This is a genomic window from Serratia sp. Sp408 (assembly GCF_057180665.1).
This window is the reverse complement of the sequence record NZ_JBXUFT010000003.1, coordinates 282,271-301,627: the sequence shown is the minus strand read 5'-3', so window position 1 is coordinate 301,627 and position 19,357 is coordinate 282,271. Positions and strand designations below refer to the sequence as shown.

Sequence of the window (19,357 nt, the reverse complement as noted above, 5' to 3'; positions counted from 1 at the left end):
TATACGGTTTATTTATATCCATCGCCGCCGGTGGCCTGCATTAGCGTAAGTCCGGCAGACCGGACAGCTTGATAAAGCGCAGCGAGTCGGTCGGCGAGCGCGCCGAGATCTCGCCTTTTCTTTCCAGTCCCGACCGTGGTTCATAGTGCCAGCACATCAGGCGTTCCAGCTGCGGTTCGCGCGCACAGGACCAGCTTTGATATTCATCGGCGTCGCTCATTACCTGCACTTTGGGCGTTACGCTGGAGCGCAATTGGCCGGAAAACGGCCGCAGGCTGAGCGTCGCCTGGCCGCTATTGCCCAAGCCGGAGATTTTCAGCACGCTTTGGCGGATGCTCCACAGCTGGGTTTCCGCCTCTAGCCGATCGTCCTGCATGCCGATCCAGGCGGTTTCGCTGGCGCTTTGGAACTGATACTGCATCTTTTGCTGATTGGCGACGCGCGCGCGCATGACTTCAATATCCAGACCCACTTTGCCTTCGTTGCTTAACAATACGCCAACGGTGTTACCGGCGTAAGCCAGGCTGAAATCGGGCAGGTGATGATCGGCAAAGCACGGGCGCCCGGTGGGCGTGGTGGCGATCGGCGGCAATTTCGCCAGGCCATACAGATAAAACATCATCTCGGCGAGCAGAATGCGCCCCTGCAGAAAGCGCTGACGGCGCTTGGTGGAGAAGGTCGCGCTGCTGGCGATCAGCTCTGTGCTCAACCGTTGGGTATTCAACTGAGTGGGTGTCGTGCTCCATCGGGCAAAATGGCATGCCATTATTCACTCCATGTCAGTAAGATCCTCGTCGCTGGAGAGGTAGATTATGCGTAACCTTAAGATTTTTCATTAAAAACGCATATGCGGTTTATCCTATTTATTGCGTGGGCATTGCTGCGGCGCAGAGTGCGCGCCGCAGGGGGGAGGTTATGGCCGGTACTGCACCGTAGGCAGCGCCGTCGGGTCGATAGCCGCGCGCATCCGTTGCATCGACTCAGTCCAGGGACAGAGTACGCCCAGTGACAACTGCCGGCAGCCAGGACGGCTGAACTCGGTTTTTAACGGTGGCGACAGCGTGCTCAGCGGTGACAACTGGCGGATTTGATCCAGCGATTGCGCCTGGAAGTACAGACGCAGGAAGCGCTGGCCCGTTTGCCGATCGCGCCAGCGTTCGAATACCAGACTGCCAGCCGGGGGAATATTGCCGCGTGGGTAAAGCCCCTGTTGCCAGCTAAAGCCAAGCAGGGTGCGCAGATAAGCGATATTGGTGTCATGCGCGACAAACAGCAACCAGCGCGCCGCCGGTGGCGCCCCGGCAGAGGTTCGATCGGCGGCCAGCGCCAGCGCGATTTGGTTTAACAGCACCGAGCCACCGCGTTGCGCGATATAGGGCACGTCATTGGTAAAGTCATAGCGGGCGGTGAGCAGGGGCAGCAACGGCGCGACGGCCGATGCGTTGACACCGTGGCCAAAGGCGACCTGCGCCGTCGGCTGGTTTTCGCTGTAGGCCAGGCGAATGCTTTCCGCCATGTTGGACAACGTCCCCAGACCGTTGATGCTGAAGCGGCCGTCGTGCTCCTGAGTGATTTCCCACGGTTGTTCAAAGGCCGGGCAAGCCTGTTGCGGCAGGCAGACCGCCGCTTGCAGACGCCGAATGTCAGCGCTAAAGCGCGTTTTCACCTGCTCGGCGCTGCCGCCCATCGCCTGCCTTATTGCCGTGCGAGCCCGTTCGGCATCGAGCGGCACCAGGCCCATTTTATCTGCCTGAAACAGGGGATCCTGTTCGGTGGCGGCCGCATGAATGGCGACCCCGCAGCCGGGAAATGCGCCGTCCATCAACGCCTGTGCGGTGGCTCGCGTGCGCTGTAGCGGACTGGCCCAGACATACACCGCCCCCGCGCTCGGACAGCCGTTGGCCAATAGGCCCTGACGGCGATAATAGTCGGCTTCATAGCGTCCTTTCAGCGTGGCGGCGGCATAACCGTGGCCGGTGAGTTCGCCGTCGCGCGTCAGCCATTGTGGCCACTCTCGGCCGGTTCCCGCCTGCATCGCCTGCCGGTTGCCTGAGGTCGGCGGGCGTACGCCGTGGCGGCTGACCTCAACCACCTTTTCCAATACGTAGCGCGGCTCAGCCTGGGCTACGCTGGAAATCATACCCAGCGTGACGGCAAATAACAGACGCGACCAGTCCTTTTGCAATAGCAACATAATATATTCCTCGTTAATGTATATTCAGATTAAATAAATTTATGGCGATTAACAAACAGGATATTGCTATTGATAGTCAGGATGTGCTTGCCACGCGTTTTATAGCATGACGGTGTGCGACAATCGTGGCGGTAATAAACGTCAGTGCCGCCGATAATAACCCGCAGGCAATCCAGAATAGCGATAATGTATCGAAGTTATACAGCGTTTTTCCGGCTTCTATTACCGAGGTCCGATCGATAATCACACCGGTAAGGAACTCTCCCAGCCCGGCTCCGGCATAACTGGCGATGCCGATAGTGCCCAGTGCCGCGCCGGCCGCTTTCTTCGACGAAATATCCACCGCGATCAACCCGCCGAGGAAGCAGGTCAGCGCGCCGATGGTGGCGCCGAAAATCACCATTGAGGCGATGTCGCTGTAGTAATTGCGCGGTAGCCATACCATCAGAGCGAACCCGGCGGTATTGAGCAGGCCGATAATCCCGGCCATGACGCTGCGATTACGTGGGAATAAGCGATCGGACAACATACCGGCAATAATGGTCCCGGCGATGCCGGCAATGGCGTTAACGCCGATAATGCTGGAGGCTTCCAGCGTGGAGTAGTGCTTGGCCTGCTGCAAAAAGAAAATGCCCCACGAATTCACCGCGTAGCGATCGATATACATAAAGGCCGACGCCAGCGCCAGCGTCCATAGCGCCGGGTTGCGCAGCGACCACAGCTGATTTTTCAGCACCGATCCCCGGTCTTCGCTCAGCGTTTCCGTCTCATGGCGAATAACGCCGATCGGCGGGTAGCCGGCGCTCTGCGGTGAGTCACACATAAACAGCAGGATCAACACGATACCCACGCCTCCCAGCATGGCGGTAGTGAAGTAGCCGGCATGCCAGCCAAACGCGGCGATGACCGCCGCAATCACCATATAGGTAATGGCTTCACCGATGTTATGCGCGGTGGACCAGATGGCGTAAAAGGTACCGCGCTCTTTATTGCCATACCAGCGTGCCAGTGACACCGCGCAGGGGCCGACGCCCATTGACTGCGCCCAGCCGTTGATGCCCCAGAACAGCGTCAACAGCAATGCGTTGCTGGTGGTGCCCATCATAAAGTTCATCCCTGCGCTGAGCAGCAGCCCCAGGCTCATAAAGCGTACCACGTTGGCGTGATCGGCCAGGAAACCGTTGACCAGCTTGCCGATGGCGTAGCAGAAGAACAGCGCGGAACCGATCATGCCCAACTCGGTCGGGCTGATGCCAATGTCCACCAGGGCACTTTTCGCCACGGTGAACGACAGTCGGCAAACGTAAAACATCACGTAGGCTACCGTCATCGCCAGAAAGGTTCGCCAGCGCAGGGTAAGGAATTTCTTTTCATTCAGCGGGCCATGAGAAGGCGTGGCCGGCGCCGCTTTAAAAAAAGCGAATATACCAGACATAATTTCACTCCGTAGGGCGGATTGGCAAAATACACGCTGATTAAGCGCTCTCTGGTTATTCCATTGGCAGAGAAGTTCGTCCTTATTAATTTAATTTGTAGGGCACATAATCCGAATGAATTGCTTTTCCATGAGTTAAGTGAGCAACGCCGTTATTTTATTTTTTGCTGAATCAATTCGCTCAGCTGAGAATAAATTTCCGCGTTGGCCATTAAAAGCACATTGCCACGTTGCAAACCGTGGTCAGCCAGGAAATCATTGCTGACGCCGCCGGCTTCTCTCACCAGTACGATGCCGGGCAGGCTGTCCCAGGCGTTCATGTGCGGCTCGTAATAACCGATCAGGCGCCCGGCGGCGACCTGGGCGGTCATTAACGCGCCGGAACCGCTGCGGATAAACATGCCACCGGCGTGTAATAACCGACTGATAAACGGCACGAAATCCTCAGGCGTGACGCGGTGGGAAGTCCCGACGCCCATCACGCCGTCGCGTAACGAGCTACCTGCATGCACGCGGATAGGATCGTGGTTGAGAAACGCTCCCTGACCCTTGCAGGCGTGAAACATTTCCCGATGGTTGGGATCGTAGACCACGCCGATAACCGGATCGCCGTCAACGATCACGCCGATCGACACGCACCAGGTGTGTAAGCCATTGAGAAAACACGCGGTACCGTCGATCGGATCGACGACCCAGGTGCAGGCGGCGCTACCGCCGCTGCCGCCGCTTTCTTCGCCCAGAAAGTCGTCCAGTGGAAAGCGTTGGGCGATCAGCCGGCGCGTCAACGCTTCGACTTCACGATCGGCCTGACTGACCACGTCTTGTAAATCATCGCCCTTGTGTTCCACCGCCAGCTGTTGGCGCCGTTGATAAAAATCGTAAGCCAGCTCGGCGGCCTGGCGCGCCACGTCGCATGCAAAGTGATAGCGTGCGCTGATATCCTGTGCTGATGTTGCCGTCATTTCCCCTCCGCCACTAATTGCACTCGTGTGCAAAATAAGATGATATCGTTGTTTTGTTGCAATGGTGCTACAGGATAATGGCTAAAGTGAAAAACTTATTCCGTGATCGGCTGCGCATAAAACAGATCTTTCGTTTTAGGCGGATTGGCGCACGATAAGTTCAACCGGCACGCTCTTGCGTACTGCCGGCTGGTCGAAATGGCGTATGCGGCTGACCAGAAGCGCTACTGCGGTACTGGCCAATGCATCGGTGTCTTGCCGCAGAGTGGTGAGCTGATAGGGGGCGAAAGCGGACTGTGGGATGTCATCGAAGCCGACCAGTGGCAATTGCTGCCCAGGGCGCTGCTGACGCATAAAGTCCATGGCGCCCATCGCCAGCATATCGGTGGCGCAAAACAGGCCATCGAGGTGCGGTTGTTGCGCCAGTAGGGCGGCGGCGGCGTCCCAGCCGGCCTGATAACCGCCATGGGGGCAAATCACGCGGGCCATCGGCTGGCGTTGAGCGTCGAACTGGCTTTCGAACGCCTGTTGGCGCTGCAGACTGCTGAAGGACGCGCTTTCGCCAATAAAGCCCGGGCAGGTCACGCGGTGTTGCATCAGCTGGCGTGCGGCCAACCGCGCGCCCTGGTGATTGTCACTGCAAACCTGATCGGCGCCGCTGAGTTCAACCTGGCGGTTGATCAGCGTTACCGGGATTTTGCGCGCCAGATACTCTTCCGCCAGCGACAGCGGCGGCGCGCCAGAGGTCAGGATCACGCCGGCAACGTGATAACTTAATAACTCACGCAGCCGTGGCGCCAGCTGTTTCGGGTCGTCGGCGTTCAGCAGCAGTGGCATAAAGCCTTGCAACGCCAGGTGATGCACCAGCGGCGCCAGCAATTTACTGCGGAACGGGTTATCAAAGCCGGCGGTCACCAGGCCGATAAAATTGCTGCTACCGGTAATCATCGAACGCGCGATGATATTCACCTGATAACCCAATTCTGCCGCTGCGGCCTCCACCCGTTGGCGCGTTTTTTCCGACACCGAGGCACCGGGCGTGAAGGTGCGCGACACTGCGGAACGAGAAACGCCGGCCAGACGCGCAACGTCGCTGGCCGTTACCCAATGGTTCTTTGCATCACTCATGGTTGCCGTTCTCCCGCTTGACGTGCCCGGTGGCGCCGCGCCAGGTTATTTGCCGATACAGAAGCTGGAGAAAATTCGCCCCAGCAGGTCGTCAGAGGTGAATTCGCCGGTAATTTCACTCAGCGCCTGCTGTGCCAGGCGTAATTCTTCCGCCAACAGCTCCCCCGCGTAAGCGCTTACTAACTGTTCTTTGCCCTGAACCAGATGCTGGGCCGCCTGTTCCAGTGCCTGCAGGTGGCGACGACGTGCCAGGAACCCACCTTCCATATTGCTGGTAAAGCCCATGCTCTGCTTCAAGTGATCGCGTAGCACCTCAATGCCTTGGCCGGTACGGGCCGACAGGCGAATAAGTGAGTGACCATTCACTTCTTTTAGACCCAGCGGTTCGCCGGTGATATCCGCTTTATTGCGTACCACGGTTATCGGCAACGTGGCTGGCAGGCGCGCCATAAACTCCGGCCAGATTTCGCCGGGCTCGGTCGCCTCGGTGGTGGTACCATCCACCATAAACAACACGCGATCCGCCTGTTCAATCTCGTTCCACGCACGTTCGATGCCAATACGCTCCACTTCGTCGCCGGCTTCCCGCAGCCCGGCGGTGTCGATAATGTGCAGGGGCATGCCGTCGATATGAATGTGCTCACGCAATACGTCGCGGGTGGTGCCGGCGATGTCGGTGACAATTGCCGCTTCACGACCGGCTAATGCATTGAGAAGACTGGACTTTCCGGCGTTTGGACGCCCGGCGATCACCACCTTCATGCCTTCGCGTAGCAGACTGCCCTGGCGTGCCTCGACGCGCACGCTGTCCAGATCGTTCATCACGCCGTTCAGCTGCGCTTCGATTTTGCCGTCAGACAGGAAGTCGATTTCCTCATCCGGGAAGTCGATGGCCGCTTCCACGTAGATTCGCAGGTGAGTAAGTGCTTCCACAAGCTGATGAATACGGCTGGAAAACGCCCCTTGCAGCGAGTTCATTGCCGAACGTGCCGCCTGTTCGGAACTGGCATCGATCAGATCGGCAATCGCCTCGGCCTGCGCCAGATCGAGCTTGTCGTTCAGAAAGGCGCGCTCGGAGAACTCCCCCGGCCGGGCAATGCGCACGCCTGGCAGCGCCAGTACGCGCTTGAGCAGCAGATCGAGGATCACCGGCCCGCCGTGGCCCTGCAGTTCCAGCACGTCTTCGCCGGTAAAGGAATTCGGGCCGGGGAACCACAGTGCAATGCCCTGATCGAGGGTTGCGCCGTCGGCATCGCGGAACGGCAGATAATCGGCATGGCGCGGTTTTGGCAGCTTGCCGAGCAGCGTTTGCGCCACCTGTTGGGCTGCGCGGCCGGAAATACGCAAAATGCCGACGCCACCGCGTCCCGGTGGGGTGGCTTGGGCGACGATGGTATCGCTAGTGCTCATATAGCCTAATCCTTCACATTGCAGCGCCGTTGGCTGCCGTTCTGACAATATGCAAAAAGGCGGTCTAATGACCGCCTCTTGGTGTTATTGCAAAGGGCCAGCGTGCCGAGCCCCTACAATACGCTTACGATTTTTTCTTTTCGCGGCTGTGCAGACCGCGTTTTTCCAGCCCGCGATAAATCAGCTGTTGCTGGAGGATGGTCACCAGGTTACTGACGATATAGTACAGCACCAGACCTGACGGGAACCACAGGAAGAACACTGTGAAGATCACCGGCATAAAGGTCATGATTTTCTGCTGCATCGGATCGGTAACGGTGGTTGGCGACATCTTCTGGATGAAGAACATCGTCACGCCCATCAGGATTGGCAGGATGTAGTACGGATCCTGCGCCGACAAGTCGTGGATCCACAGGGCGAACGGCGCGTGGCGCAGCTCGACCGAGCCCATCAGCATGTAATACAGCGCCAGGAAGATTGGCATCTGGATGATCAACGGCAGACAGCCACCCAGCGGGTTCACTTTCTCCGCTTTGTACAACGCCATCATTTCCTGGCTCATACGCTGCTTGTCGTCACCGATACGTTCACGCATCGCCTGCAGTTTTGGCTGCAGCATGCGCATTTTCGCCATCGAGGTGTACTGCGCCTTGGTCAGCGGGTACATGATGCCGCGCACGATGAAGGTGATGATGATGATCGAGAAGCCCCAGTTGCCGATAAAGCCGTGAATGAACTTCAGCAGCTTAAACAGCGGTTGGGAAATGAACCACAGCCAGCCGTAATCGACGGTCAGGTCCAGGTGCGGCGCCAGCTGCGCCATCTGATCCTGCAATTCCGGGCCGACCCACAGCGTGGCGTTCAGCTGCTGCTGCGCGCCCGGCTGTACCACAACTGGCGTGGCCTTGAAGCCGATGGTCGACAGGTTGTCGCCCGGTTTGGCGGTGTAGAAGGTGTTGGTGCCCTGCGTTGCCGGTACCCACGCGGTGGCGAAGTACTGTTGCAGCATCGCAACCCAGCCGCCCTGGGTGGAAACATTCAGGTTTTCGTCCTTGTCGAACGCGTATTTCTCGTACTTGGTCTCGCTGGTGGAGTACGCCGCGCCGCGGAAGGTGTGCAACGCAAAGTTGTTGCTGCCGGTGTCGCGATGCTTAGGCAGCTCGGTGGTCTGCTTCAGTTGGCCGAACAGCGACAGTTCCAGCGGGGTGGTGCCTTTGTTGTTGACGCTATAGTCAACGCCAACCGCGTAATGGTTGCGCTTGAGCACGAAGGTCTTGGTGTATTCAACGCCGTCGCGGGTATAGGTCAGCGGGATGCGCAGTTCATCCTGGCCATCAGCCAGCGTAAAGGTATCCTGCGCTGCCTGGAACAGAGGGCGTTCGCCGTTGGCCGGGTTGTCCGGACCATTTTTGCCGGTCAGGCCGCTTTGCGCCTGATAGACGAACGACGGGGTAGTTTCCAGTAGCTGGAAAGGCGTCGATGAACCCAGAGTATCCGGGTAGGCCAACAGTTTAGCCTGCTCGATGTCACCGCCGCGGGTGTTGATGGTCAGCGACAGCACGTCAGTGTTAACGGTAATCAGTTTACCCTGGCCACTGGCTGGCACGGCCTGGCTGGCAGCATCACCGGTTGCGGCGTTCGTGGTCTGTTGCGTGGTCTGCGCGGCTGGTTGCGGAGCGTGGTCCGTTTGCCAAGCCTGCCAGATCATGAAAGACACGAACAGCAGAGCGATGAGAAGAAGATTGCGTTGCGAATCCATCGTTAGTGTTCTCTGTTATCGTCGGTTTTCGGCGGCACGGGATCATCGCCACCTGGGTTCAAAGGGTGGCATTTTAATACGCGTTTCACTGTCAACCAACTGCCTTTTATCATGCCAAACCTGCTTAATGCCTCAATTGCGTAATGAGAGCATGTCGGCTGGAAGCGACAACGTGGCCCAAGCAGCGGACTGATAACGAGCTGATAGGCTCGCACCAGCCCGATCAGGATGCGGGAGCCTGGCGACAGTGGCGACGCCATAATTTTTCCAAAGCTTCCGTCAATGCGCGGTTATCCAGATCCGCTATCCCCTTTTTGGCTACCACCACAAAATCCATCGCCGGTAATTGGTGCTGGTGCAAGCGGAAACTTTCGCGGGTAAGGCGTTTGATCCGGTTGCGCTCATGCGCGCGTTTGACGTGTTTTTTGGCGACGGTAAGACCGATGCGGGGATGCCCCAGCTGGTTCAGGCGGCCGAGGATGGTAATTTGCGGCGTGCCGGCCCGTTGTGGCTGCTGGAAGACGAAAGTGAAATGAGTGGGAGTTAACAAACGTAACTCCCTGGGAAAAGCGAGCTTAACCACTCAGCGGGTTAGCTTTTATTACTTAGAAACAGACAGACGAGTACGGCCTTTCGCACGACGGCGGGCCAGAACTTGACGACCATTTTTGGTGGCCATACGAGCACGGAAACCGTGGCTACGGTTGCGCTTCAATACGGACGGTTGGAAAGTGCGTTTCATGGCGATTTCTACCTAAACTTAAATTGATTACTGATCAGTAAACGCGTTTGGCTACTCGGCGTGAAGACGACCGACGCCTCAATCGCAATACATAAAGAGGCGGGATTGTAATAATTGTACAGTCCTGAGTCAATTCACATCACGCCATCCCGTCATCTTTCCTGCTTCAGCGGGCGTTGCCTGCAGCGTGAAATCCGTTGGGTATAGCCTACCTGGTTGCTTGCCAATGGCGAGTCAAACCCGCGATTGGCCCGTGGTCACCGCAGAATCCCGTCTGGCTAATAACGCACCATATAAGGAACCAGGTATCACACGTAGGGCGAAGATTATACGGACTCGGGGTTAAATCGCAAGGATCCCCGCGCGATCCTGGCATATAAATGAAAGATCTTCCGTGGATAACCAGGTATAACCTGTTTGCGAGGGCGCGCCGGTGCGGCAACGTGCGAGATCGCACGGTGATTGCCGCCTGACGGGCGAAAAGATCGCCGTCTGCCGGGGGCTGTGGATAAAATGGATCTAATCTGTGATGAAGGGGAGGATCTCTTGCTCCGTTTGCGCTATGATCCGTCATTCCGATCGCGATCTCCTGCCGGGGATCGTGCAGGACATAAACCGTGAAAGGCGGTTCGCATGCCCCCAGGCGGTCAGCCGATGCCGGGCGTGTGTCAAAAATCATGAGTTATAAAAAAGTAGCCTGATTCTTTTCTTTTATTGATCTTGTTCGAGTGGAGTCCGCCGTGTCACTTTCGCTTTGGCAGCAGTGTCTTGCCCGATTGCAGGATGAGTTACCTGCCACAGAATTTAGTATGTGGATACGCCCATTGCAGGCGGAACTGAGTGACAACACCCTGGCGCTGTATGCGCCCAATCGCTTTGTGCTGGACTGGGTCCGCGATAAATACTTAAACAACATCAATGGACTGCTGAACGATTTCTGCGGTACCGACGCCCCGTTGCTGCGTTTTGAAGTGGGCAGCAAACCGATGGTTCAAGCCGTCAGCCAGGCGGTGGCCGAAAGCCGCAGCGCACCGGCGGCGCCGGTGGCGCGTACTGCCGCGCCTTCGCGGCCGAGCTGGGATAATGCGGCACCGCAGCCGGAGCTGTCCTATCGCTCCAACGTCAACCCCAAACACACGTTCGACAACTTCGTCGAGGGTAAGTCAAACCAGCTGGCGCGCGCGGCGGCACGCCAGGTGGCGGACAATCCCGGCGGCGCTTACAACCCGCTGTTCCTGTATGGCGGCACCGGCCTGGGTAAAACCCACCTGTTGCACGCGGTTGGCAACGGCATCATGGCGCGCAAGGCCAACGCCAAAGTGGTCTATATGCATTCGGAACGCTTTGTGCAGGACATGGTCAAAGCCTTGCAGAACAACGCCATCGAAGAATTTAAGCGTTATTACCGTTCGGTCGACGCGCTGTTAATCGATGACATCCAGTTTTTTGCCAATAAAGAGCGTTCGCAGGAAGAGTTTTTCCATACCTTCAACGCACTATTGGAAGGCAATCAACAGATCATCCTGACCTCGGATCGCTATCCAAAAGAGATCAACGGGGTAGAAGATCGCCTCAAGTCGCGTTTCGGCTGGGGGCTTACGGTGGCCATCGAGCCGCCGGAACTGGAAACCCGTGTGGCGATTCTGATGAAGAAGGCCGACGAGAACAACATTCGTCTGCCGGGCGAGGTGGCGTTCTTTATTGCCAAGCGTTTGCGCTCCAACGTGCGTGAGCTGGAGGGGGCGCTGAACCGCGTGATCGCCAATGCAAACTTTACCGGCCGTGCCATTACCATTGATTTCGTGCGCGAAGCGCTGCGCGATCTGCTGGCATTGCAGGAAAAGCTGGTCACCATCGACAATATCCAGAAGACGGTGGCGGAATACTATAAAATCAAAGTCGCGGATCTGCTGTCCAAGCGGCGTTCGCGTTCCGTCGCCCGTCCGCGCCAAATGGCGATGGCGTTGGCGAAGGAGCTCACCAACCACAGCCTGCCAGAAATCGGCGATGCGTTTGGTGGCCGCGACCATACCACGGTGTTGCACGCCTGCCGGAAGATTGAGCAGCTGCGTGAGGAAAGTCACGACATCAAAGAAGATTTCTCCAACTTAATCAGAACATTATCTTCATAGCGCTATGAAATTTATCGTCGAACGTGAGCATCTGCTAAAACCGCTGCAACAGGTGAGCAGCCCACTGGGCGGTCGCCCAACGTTGCCGATTCTGGGTAACCTGCTGTTGCAGGTGACGGAAGGCTCCCTGCTGTTGACCGGTACCGATCTGGAGATGGAGATGGTGGCGCGCGTTGCCCTGTCTCAACCCCATGAAGCGGGCGCGACTACCGTCCCCGCGCGTAAATTCTTTGATATCTGCCGTGGCCTGCCGGAAGGCGCCGAAATCACCGTGCAGCTCGACGGCGAGCGGATGCTGGTGCGCTCCGGCCGCAGCCGTTTCTCGCTGTCTACGCTGCCGGCGGCGGATTTCCCCAACCTGGACGACTGGCAGAGCGAGGTGGAGTTCACCTTGCCGCAGGCTACGCTGAAACGCCTGATTGAAGCGACCCAGTTTTCGATGGCCCATCAGGACGTGCGTTATTACCTGAACGGCATGCTGTTCGAAACCGAAGGGGAAGAGCTGCGTACCGTCGCTACCGACGGCCACCGTCTGGCGGTGTGTGCGATGCCGATAGGCCAGCAACTGCCGTCGCATTCGGTGATCGTACCGCGCAAGGGCGTGATGGAGCTGGTGCGTCTGCTGGACGGCGGAGACACGCCGTTGCAACTGCAGATCGGCAGTAACAACATCCGCGCTCACGTTGGCGACTTCATCTTTACTTCGAAGCTGGTTGACGGTCGTTTTCCTGACTATCGCCGCGTATTGCCGAAGAACCCGGACAAAACGCTGGAGGCCGGCTGCGATCTGCTGAAGCAGGCGTTTGCCCGCGCGGCGATCCTGTCGAACGAGAAATTCCGCGGCGTGCGGTTGTACGTCAGCCATAACCAGCTGAAGATCACTGCCAACAACCCGGAACAGGAAGAGGCAGAAGAAATTCTCGACGTGATCTACGAAGGCACCGAAATGGAAATCGGCTTCAACGTCAGTTACGTGCTCGACGTATTGAACGCGCTGAAGTGCGAAGACGTGCGTCTGCTGTTGACCGACTCGGTGTCCAGTGTGCAGATCGAAGACGGCGCCAGCAAGTCTGCCGCCTATGTCGTGATGCCAATGCGTCTCTGATCGATACCCGGGCTATCGATAACGCCCTCACATAGAGCGTAATTTCCCGGTGATGGAATTGGCATGGCATTAACGCGTTTACTGATTAAAGACTTCCGCAATATCGAATCGGCGGATTTGGCGCCGGCGCCGGGGTTTAACTTCCTGGTGGGTGCCAACGGCAGCGGCAAGACCAGCGTGCTTGAAGCGGTTTATACCCTCGGACACGGCCGCGCCTTTCGCAGTTTGCAGGCTGGGCGGGTGATTCGCCATGACCAGCCGGAATACGTACTGCATGGCCGGGTAGACAGCGGCAGCGAACGCGAACTGTCGGTCGGCCTGAGTAAAAGCCGCCAGGGGGACAGCAAGGTGCGCATCGATGGCAGCGACGGCCACAAAGTGGCGGAGCTCGCTCAGCTATTGCCGATGCAACTGATCACTCCCGAAGGTTTTACCCTGCTAAACGGCGGGCCGAAGTTTCGGCGCGCGTTCCTGGACTGGGGATGTTTTCACAACGAACCCGGTTTTTTCACCGCCTGGAGCAACCTGAAACGGTTACTGAAGCAGCGCAATGCCGCGCTGCGCCAGGTGAGCCGCTATGCGCAGATTCGCGCCTGGGATCAGGAACTGATCCCGTTGGCCGAGCGCATCAGCGACTGGCGGGCAGCCTACAGCGACGCAATCGCCGCGGATATCACTGCGACCTGCGCGCAGTTTCTGCCCGAATTTGCCCTGAGCTTCTCCTTCCAGCGCGGCTGGGATAAGGAAAGCGACTATGGCGAGCTGTTGGAGCGCCAGTTTGAACGCGACAGGGCACTGACCTATACCGCGGTAGGGCCGCACAAGGCGGATTTCCGCATTCGTGCCGACGGCACGCCGGTAGAGGATTTATTGTCGCGCGGTCAGCTCAAGCTGCTGATGTGCGCGTTGCGCTTGGCGCAGGGTGAGTTTCTCACCCGGCAGAGCGGGCGGCGTTGCCTGTATCTGATTGATGATTTTGCCTCCGAGCTGGACACCGGCCGACGCCGGCTGTTGGCCGATCGCCTGAAAGCCACCCAGGCTCAAGTCTTTGTCAGCGCAGTCAGCGCTGAACAAGTGACCGACATGGTGGGTGAAAAGGGCAAGATGTTCCGCGTGGAACAGGGTAAAATAGAGGTTCAACCACAGGACTAAAATGAGCGAGAAACGTTGATGTCGAATTCTTATGACTCCTCAAGTATCAAGGTATTAAAAGGGCTGGATGCGGTGCGCAAGCGCCCGGGCATGTATATCGGCGATACCGATGATGGCACCGGTCTGCACCACATGGTATTCGAGGTTGTGGACAACGCTATCGACGAAGCACTCGCTGGCCACTGTAGTGACATTCAGGTCACCATCCACGCCGACAATTCGGTTTCGGTGCAGGATGATGGCCGTGGTATCCCGACCGGGATCCACGAAGAGGAAGGCGTTTCTGCCGCACAGGTCATCATGACCGTGCTGCACGCCGGCGGCAAGTTCGACGATAACTCCTACAAGGTGTCCGGCGGCCTGCACGGCGTGGGCGTCTCGGTGGTTAACGCCCTGTCCGAGAAGCTGGAGCTGGTGATCCGCCGCGAAGGCAAGGTTCACGAGCAAACCTACAGCCACGGCGAGCCGCAAACGCCGCTGAAAGTGGTCGGCGAAACCGAGCAGACCGGCACCACGGTGCGTTTCTGGCCGAGCTACCAGACCTTTACCAACCAGACCGAATTCCAGTACGACATTCTGGCGAAACGCCTGCGTGAACTGTCGTTCCTCAACTCCGGCGTATCTATCCGCCTGAAAGACAAGCGCGATGACAAAGAAGACCACTTCCACTACGAAGGCGGTATCAAGGCGTTTGTCGAGTATCTGAACAAAAACAAAACGCCAATTCACCCGACGGTGTTTTACTTCTCCACCGTGAAGGACGATATCGGCGTGGAAGTGGCGTTGCAGTGGAACGACGGCTTCCAGGAAAATATCTACTGCTTCACCAACAACATTCCGCAGCGCGACGGCGGTACGCACCTGGCCGGTTTCCGTGCCGCGATGACCCGTACCCTGAACAACTACATGGACAAGGAAGGCTACAGCAAGAAGTCCAAGATCAGCGCCACCGGTGACGATGCGCGTGAAGGTCTGATTGCCGTGGTGTCGGTCAAGGTACCGGATCCCAAGTTCTCGTCCCAGACCAAGGACAAACTGGTGTCTTCGGAAGTGAAGACCGCGGTTGAGTCGCTGATGAACGAGAAGCTGGTGGATTACCTGATGGAAAACCCGAACGATGCGAAAATCGTCGTCGGCAAAATCATCGATGCGGCCCGCGCGCGTGAAGCGGCGCGCAAGGCGCGTGAAATGACCCGTCGTAAAGGCGCGCTGGATCTGGCCGGCCTGCCGGGCAAGCTGGCGGATTGCCAGGAACGCGACCCGGCGATGTCCGAACTGTATCTGGTGGAAGGGGACTCTGCGGGCGGCTCTGCCAAGCAGGGGCGTAACCGCAAGAACCAGGCGATCCTGCCGTTGAAAGGTAAAATCCTCAACGTCGAGAAAGCGCGCTTTGACAAAATGCTGTCTTCGCAGGAAGTGGCGACGCTGATCACCGCGCTGGGCTGCGGCATTGGCCGTGACGAATACAACCCGGACAAGCTGCGCTATCACAGCATCATCATCATGACCGATGCCGACGTCGATGGTTCGCACATCCGTACGCTGCTGCTGACCTTCTTCTACCGTCAGATGCCGGAAATCATTGAGCGCGGTCACGTGTTCATTGCTCAGCCGCCGCTGTACAAAGTGAAGAAAGGCAAGCAGGAACAGTACATTAAAGATGATGACGCGATGGATCAGTATCAGATCGCCATCGCACTGGACGGTGCAACGCTGCACGCCAATGCCCACGCGCCAGCGCTGGCAGGTGAACCGCTGGAAAAACTGGTGGCGGAGCATTACAGCGTGCAGAAACTGATTGGCCGCATGGAGCGTCGTTATCCACGCGCACTGCTGAACAATCTGATCTATCAGCCAACGCTGGCGGAAGATGATCTCGGCGATCAGGCCAAGGTACAAGCCTGGATCGAGTCACTGGTGAACCTGCTGAACGAAAAAGAACAGCATGGCAGCAGCTACGGCTACGTGATGGTTGAAAACCGTGAGCGCCAGATGTTCGAACCGACGCTGCGCATTCGTACGCACGGTGTCGATACCGATTATCCGCTGGACTTCGATTTCATTCACGGCGGCGAATACCGCAAGATTTGTCAACTGGGCGAGAAACTGCGCGGCCTGATCGAAGACGACGCGTTCATCGAACGTGGCGAACGTCGCCAACCGGTCGACAGCTTCGAACAGGCGCTGGAGTGGCTGGTGAAAGAGTCTCGTCGTGGTCTGGCGGTACAGCGCTATAAAGGTCTGGGCGAAATGAACCCGGAGCAGCTGTGGGAAACCACCATGGATCCGGAAAGTCGCCGCATGCTGCGCGTGACGGTGAAGGATGCCATTGCCGCCGACCAGCTGTTCACCACCTTGATGGGCGATTCGGTTGAACCGCGTCGTGCATTTATCGAAGAAAACGCCCTGAAAGCGGCGAACATCGATATCTAAGCGGCTGTCGGTCGCTGTCAAAATCCGCGCCGGGCAACCCGCGCGGATTTTTTTTGCTTTCTTAGCCGCTGACACCGCAGGCTGAAACGCGTTAGCATGGGCTGATACTGGATCAATTCGGAGAAGTACGCATGGCGATTGAACTGATTGCAATAGATATGGACGGCACGCTGCTCAACCCGCAGCATCAGATTACTCCGGCAGTGAAGCAGGCCATTACCGCAGCACGCCGCAAAGGGGTGCATGTGGTGCTGGCGACCGGGCGGCCTTACGTTGGCGTGCAAGACTATTTGCGTCAGTTGGATATCCAGGGCGGCAATGATTTCTGTATAACCTATAATGGCGCCTTGGTGCTGCAAGCGGTGGACGGGGCCTGTATTCTGCAGGAAACGTTGGGCTTCGACGACTATCTGCATTTTGAACAACTGGCACGTCAGCTGGGAGTGCATTTCCAGGCGTTTGATTTTGATACCCTTTACACGCCAAACAAAGATATCGGCAAATACACCGTGCACGAAGCGGAGATGACCGGCATCCCGTTGAAATATCGCAGCGTGGATGAAATGGATCGCAACATGCGCTTCCCAAAAGTGATGATGATCGACGAACCGGAGTTACTCGACAGCGCCATTGCGCGCATTCCGCCGGAAACGCTGGCGCAGTACACCCTACTGAAAAGTGCGCCTTACTATCTGGAAATTCTGCATAAAAAGGTCGACAAGGGCGCTGGCGTGAAAATGCTGGCCGATCATCTGGGTATTGCTCAGCAAAACGTGATGGCATTGGGCGATCAGGCCAACGACACCGCGATGATTGAGTTTGCCGGCGTTGGCGTGGCGATGGGCAATGCGATCCCGGCACTGAAGCAGGTGGCGCAGTTCGTTACCAGCAGCAACACCGAAGACGGCGTGGCGCGCGCCATCGAAAAATTTGTGCTCAACGCCTGACGAGTCGGGGCGCTTTGGCGCCCGTTACAGCCGTGGCGATCTCGCCATATTTCGTACACTGATCCTGCGCATCGACCAGTAGAATATCCGCCCTGCTGGTCAGCGCGCTCGCCAGCTCCTGTTTACCCGTTCAAGCCTTGCTTCAGCAACGTCGTGACGGTATCTGCATCGAATGCGGCCAGTATTTGCTGCGGTCAAGAATGCGCATCGTCGATGGCTGCCAGGTATTTTTCCAATACGATATTTTTGCCACACAGCACCACGGCGACCTTTTTGCCCTGCAACTCCGGCGCCAGTTTGATGGCGGCAGCCAATGCGACACCGGCGGCCCCTTCAATAATCCAGCGGTCGCTGGCGGCGATGGCGCGCATGGCCTGTCTGATTTCCGCTTCGCTGACCAGCACCTGGCGGTCGATCAGTTGCTGACACAGCGGGAAGGTGACGGCCTGCGGATCGACGCCGCCGGCGGTGCCGTCGGACAGCGTATCCTGCTCATCGACCGGGTGAATGTGACCAGCCTGCAGAGCGCTGTACATGGCGGTTGAATTTTCCGGCCAGCAGGCTATCAGCTGGGTTTTCGGCGACAAACGCCGCAATACGCTGCCAATTCCCGAAATATAACCACCGCCACCGACCGCTACCACCACCGCGTCGAGATCCGGCTGCTGTTCCACCAGTTCCATGCCGCAGGTGCCTTGGCCAGCGACCACCTGTAAATCGTTATACGGCGAGATATACACTTTTTTCTGCTCATTAGCTGCCTGTTCACCAGCTATTTCGGCATTTAGCGCATCGCCAGGGATCAGTATCACTTCGGCGCCCAGCGCGCGAATGGCGTTAACCTTCACCGAAGCGGCGTTTTCCGGTACGTAGACCGTCACGCCGATGCCCATCAGCTTACCGGCTTGCGCTACCGCCAGGCCATGATTGCCGCTGGAAGAGGCGATCACCCCATCGCGCTGCTGCTGCGAGGACAGCAACCGCAGCTTGTTACTGGCGCCGCGAAACTTGAATGAGCCGGTGTGCTGCAAGTGGTCGCATTTCAGCCACAGTTCGCAGCCCAACTGCTGCGACAGCAGGATGCTGCGCTCCAGCGGCGTCACGCGAACCTGTGGACGCAGCTGTTGATGCGCGGTGACAATCTGGTCAAATAACTGGCTCATAATGATTCCTTTGTATTTTTCAGATAGTTGTAGACGGTGGCACGGCCCATGCCAAGAATCTTCGCCACGTAGCCGGCGGCGTTTTTACCCTTGAAAGCCCCCTCGTGATACAGCGCCTCCACCAACGCGCGTCGGCCGGCGCCGTTCAGCGTAGCCAGCGTTTGCTGCCGTTGTTGCAGCCAGTTATGCACAAAGGTATTGATGCGTTCTTGCCAGTCATCCTGAAACAGCACCTCTGGCTGCGGCTGCAAGGCGTTACCGGCAAGGAATGTCTCCAGCGCGGCTTTGGCACCTTCCAACACGCTGATATCCAGATTGATACACAGCAGGCCAATCGGTTGGTCGCGATCGTCGCGCAATACCGCGCTGATCGAACGCAGCTGACTGCCGTCCCAATTGCGTTTCAGATAGGGGCCCAGCACCTGCAAATGACGATCCTGCTGTAACTCGCTCATATTGGAGGCTTCGCCGATTTTACGCTGCGAGCGGTTATTGGCGATGTAGACCAGCGTTTGGCTGGCGAGATCGTGGATCGCCACTTCGGCATAAGGGGAAAACAGCAGGGCGATAGCATCGGCGATGGCGTGATAACGGCTTAACATGACCAGACTCATTTAGACTTAAAAATCCATACTGTACTTTTTAATCCAATCTGTAAATCGCCATAATGACAAAATCAGCTATTGTCTATTTTGTGATCCAGATTGTAGTACAACATATAATCTTGGTACTACAATCGTCCGAGTGTTAGCGGTGAGATGATAAAGATTGTGCTGCAATCGCAGGAACCAATAG

General features: G+C 57.4%; 17 protein-coding genes. 5 read left to right on the top strand and 12 right to left on the bottom strand.

Annotated elements, in window-relative coordinates:
• Nucleotides 1-40: 40 nt before the first annotated feature.
• The 10 genes from AC2AXP_RS13790 to rpmH form a co-directional block, all read right to left on the bottom strand.
• Nucleotides 41-766 carry a 4'-phosphopantetheinyl transferase family protein gene (locus AC2AXP_RS13790; protein WP_004956969.1) on the bottom strand — a complete coding sequence of 242 codons (726 nt, stop codon included), beginning with the start codon at nucleotides 764-766 and terminating at the stop codon, nucleotides 41-43.
• A gap of 147 nt (nucleotides 767-913) precedes the next feature.
• On the bottom strand, nucleotides 914-2,194 hold the full coding sequence (locus AC2AXP_RS13785) for a histidine-type phosphatase (RefSeq protein ID WP_004956971.1): 1,281 nt from the start codon (nucleotides 2,192-2,194) through the stop codon (nucleotides 914-916).
• Nucleotides 2,195-2,270: 76 nt separating this feature from the next.
• Nucleotides 2,271-3,629, bottom strand: coding sequence for an MFS transporter (locus tag AC2AXP_RS13780; RefSeq protein ID WP_198774082.1), 1,359 nt, complete (start codon nucleotides 3,627-3,629; stop codon nucleotides 2,271-2,273).
• A gap of 152 nt (nucleotides 3,630-3,781) precedes the next feature.
• Nucleotides 3,782-4,591, bottom strand: coding sequence for an inositol monophosphatase family protein (locus AC2AXP_RS13775; protein WP_198774083.1), 810 nt, complete (start codon nucleotides 4,589-4,591; stop codon nucleotides 3,782-3,784).
• A 135-nt stretch (nucleotides 4,592-4,726) separates the two neighbouring features.
• Nucleotides 4,727-5,719: a LacI family DNA-binding transcriptional regulator gene (locus tag AC2AXP_RS13770; RefSeq protein ID WP_004956977.1), complete on the bottom strand. Its 993-nt coding sequence runs from the start codon at nucleotides 5,717-5,719 to the stop codon at nucleotides 4,727-4,729.
• Nucleotides 5,720-5,764: 45 nt separating this feature from the next.
• Nucleotides 5,765-7,129, bottom strand: a complete 1,365-nt coding sequence (gene mnmE / locus AC2AXP_RS13765) for a tRNA uridine-5-carboxymethylaminomethyl(34) synthesis GTPase MnmE (protein WP_004956979.1) — start codon at nucleotides 7,127-7,129, stop codon at nucleotides 5,765-5,767.
• Between the two features lie 124 nt (nucleotides 7,130-7,253).
• Nucleotides 7,254-8,888: a membrane protein insertase YidC gene (gene yidC, locus AC2AXP_RS13760; protein WP_004956981.1), complete on the bottom strand. Its 1,635-nt coding sequence runs from the start codon at nucleotides 8,886-8,888 to the stop codon at nucleotides 7,254-7,256.
• A gap of 2 nt (nucleotides 8,889-8,890) precedes the next feature.
• Nucleotides 8,891-9,148 (bottom strand): membrane protein insertion efficiency factor YidD, encoded by a 258-nt coding sequence (gene yidD / locus AC2AXP_RS13755; RefSeq protein WP_071586643.1) that lies wholly within the window; start codon nucleotides 9,146-9,148, stop codon nucleotides 8,891-8,893.
• Nucleotides 9,112-9,471, bottom strand: a complete 360-nt coding sequence (gene rnpA, locus AC2AXP_RS13750) for a ribonuclease P protein component (RefSeq protein WP_071586644.1) — start codon at nucleotides 9,469-9,471, stop codon at nucleotides 9,112-9,114. The genes yidD and rnpA overlap by 37 nt, the downstream gene beginning before the upstream one ends.
• 18 nt (nucleotides 9,472-9,489) lie before the next feature.
• Entirely contained in the window at nucleotides 9,490-9,630 is a 141-nt protein-coding gene (gene rpmH, locus AC2AXP_RS13745) for a 50S ribosomal protein L34 (RefSeq protein ID WP_005976668.1), read from the bottom strand.
• Between the two features lie 740 nt (nucleotides 9,631-10,370).
• Between rpmH and dnaA the strand changes: the two genes are divergently transcribed.
• The 5 genes from dnaA (at nucleotide 10,371) to yidA (ending at nucleotide 17,399) form a co-directional block, all read left to right on the top strand.
• Nucleotides 10,371-11,762 carry a chromosomal replication initiator protein DnaA gene (gene dnaA, locus AC2AXP_RS13740; protein WP_071586645.1) on the top strand — a complete coding sequence of 464 codons (1,392 nt, stop codon included), beginning with the start codon at nucleotides 10,371-10,373 and terminating at the stop codon, nucleotides 11,760-11,762.
• A 4-nt stretch (nucleotides 11,763-11,766) separates the two neighbouring features.
• Entirely contained in the window at nucleotides 11,767-12,867 is a 1,101-nt protein-coding gene (gene dnaN / locus AC2AXP_RS13735) for a DNA polymerase III subunit beta (protein WP_004956990.1), read from the top strand.
• 63 nt (nucleotides 12,868-12,930) lie between these two features.
• Nucleotides 12,931-14,019: a DNA replication/repair protein RecF gene (gene recF / locus AC2AXP_RS13730; RefSeq protein WP_004956992.1), complete on the top strand. Its 1,089-nt coding sequence runs from the start codon at nucleotides 12,931-12,933 to the stop codon at nucleotides 14,017-14,019.
• Nucleotides 14,020-14,037: 18 nt separating this feature from the next.
• Entirely contained in the window at nucleotides 14,038-16,452 is a 2,415-nt protein-coding gene (gene gyrB / locus AC2AXP_RS13725) for a DNA topoisomerase (ATP-hydrolyzing) subunit B (RefSeq protein ID WP_198774084.1), read from the top strand.
• 131 nt (nucleotides 16,453-16,583) lie between these two features.
• Nucleotides 16,584-17,399 carry a sugar-phosphatase gene (gene yidA, locus AC2AXP_RS13720; protein ID WP_004956995.1) on the top strand — a complete coding sequence of 272 codons (816 nt, stop codon included), beginning with the start codon at nucleotides 16,584-16,586 and terminating at the stop codon, nucleotides 17,397-17,399.
• A gap of 194 nt (nucleotides 17,400-17,593) precedes the next feature.
• On the opposite strand, the gene AC2AXP_RS13715 is transcribed toward yidA, so the two are convergent.
• Both AC2AXP_RS13715 and AC2AXP_RS13710 read right to left on the bottom strand, forming a co-directional pair.
• Nucleotides 17,594-18,562: a threonine/serine dehydratase gene (locus AC2AXP_RS13715; RefSeq protein WP_004956997.1), complete on the bottom strand. Its 969-nt coding sequence runs from the start codon at nucleotides 18,560-18,562 to the stop codon at nucleotides 17,594-17,596.
• Nucleotides 18,559-19,164 (bottom strand): helix-turn-helix transcriptional regulator, encoded by a 606-nt coding sequence (locus AC2AXP_RS13710; protein ID WP_273868461.1) that lies wholly within the window; start codon nucleotides 19,162-19,164, stop codon nucleotides 18,559-18,561. Before AC2AXP_RS13710 ends, AC2AXP_RS13715 begins: the two co-directional genes overlap by 4 nt.
• Between the last annotated feature and the right edge of the window lie 193 nt (nucleotides 19,165-19,357).